Source organism: Thiolapillus sp., from assembly GCF_048562965.1.
Lineage (GTDB): Bacteria > Pseudomonadota > Gammaproteobacteria > Chromatiales > Chromatiaceae > Thiolapillus > Thiolapillus brandeum_A.
The window spans coordinates 1-3,115 of record NZ_JBHNMF010000385.1 but is presented as its reverse complement, the minus strand read 5'-3'; the positions used below and the strand labels follow the sequence as shown (position 1 = coordinate 3,115).

Below are 3,115 nucleotides of genomic sequence, written 5' to 3'. Positions count from 1 at the left end.
GATCAAAGATGAAAAGGGAAAATGCTGTTGGCGACGCCCGGGAACCGGGTTATTTGCCGAAAATGTTGCAGCTGGAAAAAACGCGCCTGCTCTTCAAAAGCCTGAAATATTCGATTGCCGGAAACCTGGTGATTGGGGTGCTGCTGACTGCTTTTCTGGGGCAATCTGTTCAAAACACTAGTGCGTTGCTGATGTGGTGGGTGGCATTCATCTGCATCAGTTTGCTGCGTGTATTTGCTTATTCCGGTTTCAGGAAAGCGTTGCCGGAAAGACAGCATGATGCGTTGTGGCTGAGATTGTTTTCTATCAGTGTATGGCTCATGGGGGCGCTTTGGGCAACATCCTTCTGGATCTTTGGCATGCCAGGGAGCCTGGAATGCATGTACCTGGCGTTGCTGGCCATCATCATTGTATCCGGTGGCGCCATTACAGTACTTTCCTATCAGTTTTCTCTTTTGATTGTTTTCGAGTCGCTGTTGTTTGCCGGTGTGGTTTCCAGATTATTGTGGCTCAACGACGTCTATACTGCGCCATTGATCGGGCTTAGTCTGCTGTTTTACGGTTTCATGCTGGTGGGCGGTTATCTCGTGGGAAAGAATTTCAGTCAGGGCATGCGTTTGCGCATGATGGCGGAAAACAATCAGTACGAGTTGCAGCGCGCCAGGGATGAGGCGATGGCAGCCAGCCGCATAAAAGGCGAAATACTGGCCACTCTGGGACATGAAATCAAGACACCGGTAAACGGCGTATTGGGTATGGCGGATCTGCTTCTCGATTCATCGCTTGATACGCGACAGAAGCATCTGGTGAATGCCATTCGCTGCTCCAGTGAAGCTTTGCTTGGCGTGATCGATCATGTGCTCGACTATTCAAGTATCGAATCGGGGAAACTGGAACTGCGTGAGGAGCTTTTCAATCCGCGGCAGCTGCTTGAAGATGTGGTCGATATGATGCGCATCCCGGCAAGAGACAAACAATTGAGACTGACCGCCAATCTGGCACGGTCGCTTCCCTTGCAGGTATGGGGTGATCCCGTGCGCCTGCGGCAGATACTGGTGAACCTGCTGGGAAACGCCATCAGATATACCCTGCAGGGTGAAGTCAGCCTCGATGCGAATGTGTTGTGGGAAAGTGATCACGACGTCGCGGTACAGATTGCGGTGTCTGATACCGGCCCTGGCATTTCACAACACAGACAGGAAGTGATCTTCCGCCCGTTCGAGCAGGCGGAAGATGAGGTCAATGATTCCCACCATGGACCGGGGCTGGGTCTCAGTATCGTGCGGGAACTGTTGCAACTGATGGACAGTGAAATCACACTCGACAGCGTTGTCGATGAAGGGTCACGCTTCAGTTTTGTACTGCATTTACGTCCCCATAAACGTTCTTCCGAGCTCCCTGTTCCTGCGACACATTCAGAAGAGGTATCAGGAGATGTGGTTTCGCTAGAGGGACTGAAGGTGCTGTTACTGGAAAGGGATCCGGCAAACCGCAAAGCGGCGCTTGCCATGCTCGCCAATCTGCATGTCGATGTTCAAGCCCTGACAAATGCCGCAGATGTGATGAAAGCCCTTGAAGATCACTGTTACCACTTGTTGCTGCTCGGCTGCCAGATGTCTGAAACCGGGGGTATTGCTATGGTGGGATCGATCCGTCAGCATGAACAGGCAACGCGGAAGCCGCGTATTCCCATTGTTGCAATCACCCCGGAGGCAGGCCGGGGAGTGGGCAGCCGTCTGAGAGCGGCGGGGATGGATGGTTATCTCGCCAAGCCTTTTGATTCTGGGATGCTGCGTGAAAAGCTGCTGCAATGGGTGGACAGGATGCGCTGCAAACGCATGAAGCAGGATACTGTCATCAATCCGACAGTCTTCGAACAGTTGGGAGCAAATGGTCCGGAGAGGCTGCGCAATGTCATCACCCTGTACTTGTGGAGCGCGCCTGATCAGTTGGAGGCGATCTCAACAGCAGTGTCAGACGGCAACCGTGAGAAAGCCAGGGAGGCAATTCAGAAACTGAAACTTGCAAGCGAGTCCCTGGGAGCCGAAAAAGCAGCTGCCCTGTGTGAGCGCATGGAAGCGGAGTACGGAAAGGAAGAATCGGTGATGCTACCGCAACTCCTGGCCGAGCTGCAGCAGGCTGTCGATCGGGTCATTGCCGTATTGCGCAAGCAATGAAGTGAGCGGTAAGGGTTCCTCTCCCGGTGCTTTGCAGCGAAGGGAGAGCAACCGGATACGCGATTTCAGGCCATGCCGACGATATGATAGCCGGAGTCCACATAGAGCACATCACCGGTAATACCGGAGGCAAGGTCGGAACACAGGAAGGCGGCCGCATTGCCGACTTCTTCGATGGTGACATTGCGCCGCAGCGGTGTTTTCTTTTCTGCTTCCGCCAGCATGGCGCGGAAGTCGCTGATGCCGGATGCTGCCAGGGTACGGATAGGCCCCGCAGAAACGGCGTTGACGCGCACGCCGTCGGGGCCCATGGAATCTGCGAGATAACGGGTGGTGGCTTCCAAAGCTGCTTTGGCCACACCCATGACATTGTAGTTTGGCACGGTGCGTACTGCGCCAAGATAAGTCATGGTTACCAGAGCGGCATTGCGTCCTTCCATCATTTTTCTGCCGGCCTTGGCGAGCGCCGCGAAGCTGTAGGCGCTGATTTCATGTGCGATGTTGAATCCCTCGCGCGTGACTGCCTCGACAAAACTGCCTTCGAGCTGCTCCCTGGGGGCGAAACCGATGGAGTGTACCAGACCGTCCAGTCCGTCCCACTGTTCTGCCAAAGAAGCAAACAATGCCTCGATATCTTCGTCCTTGGCCACGTCCAGAGGCAAGACGATGTCTGAATCAAACTCGGCAGCAAATTTTTCCACGCGTCCCTGCAGCTTTTCGTTCTGATAGGTAAAAGCCAGCTGTGCGCCTTCACGGTGCATCGCCTTGGCCGTGCCATAGGCGATGGAGCGGTTGCTGGCAACGCCGGTGATGAGTATCTTTTTGTCTTTCAGGAAGCCCATGTTGTTGTTTACCCGAATGATCTCTAAAGCTGCATTGTACAAAAGGGAGCCGTTTTCTACTATGCAATCTTTGCCGGGTATTATTAACCCGGCACC

At 54.0% G+C, this 3,115-nt stretch carries 2 protein-coding genes; one reads left to right on the top strand and one right to left on the bottom strand.

The features are described 5' to 3' along the window. On the top strand, window positions 1–2,177 hold a 2,177-nt coding region (locus tag ACOCD2_RS15180), incomplete at its 5' end, for a hybrid sensor histidine kinase/response regulator (RefSeq protein ID WP_293647900.1). A gap of 65 nt (window positions 2,178–2,242) precedes the next feature. Here the strand turns inward: ACOCD2_RS15180 and ACOCD2_RS15175 are convergent. Next, window positions 2,243–3,019: an enoyl-ACP reductase FabI gene (locus ACOCD2_RS15175; RefSeq protein WP_293647902.1), complete on the bottom strand. Its 777-nt coding sequence runs from the start codon at window positions 3,017–3,019 to the stop codon at window positions 2,243–2,245. Between the last annotated feature and the right edge of the window lie 96 nt (window positions 3,020–3,115).